Origin of the sequence: Flavobacterium macrobrachii, assembly GCF_014486675.1 — a bacterium.
Taxonomy (GTDB): domain Bacteria; phylum Bacteroidota; class Bacteroidia; order Flavobacteriales; family Flavobacteriaceae; genus Flavobacterium; species Flavobacterium macrobrachii.
In genome coordinates this window covers 1-207 of sequence record NZ_JACTAC010000234.1, presented here as the reverse complement: position 1 = coordinate 207, position 207 = coordinate 1, and the positions used below count along the sequence as shown (strand labels likewise).

1 protein-coding gene is annotated in these 207 nt (G+C 40.6%); it reads left to right on the top strand.

All coding sequences use genetic code 11. The features are described from left to right. The coding region (locus IAI56_RS16085) for a hypothetical protein (RefSeq protein WP_187658810.1) at positions 1 to 207 on the top strand (207 nt) is incomplete at both ends.

The following is a 207-nucleotide window of genomic DNA, read 5'->3' as shown; positions in this document are numbered from 1 at the left end:
TGTTACAATTTAGGTAGCTTCCAAGTGTTTGTAGGCATACCATTGGTAGTGCCAACACCACAACCCATCAACGAATGTGATACCTTAGCTAACGACCAATTTGCTGTATTTGATTTAACCGTAAGACAAATCACAGCCTTGCCAGGATATACCTTCCAATACTATCCAAGTTTAACCGATGCACAAAACGATACCAACCAGATTACC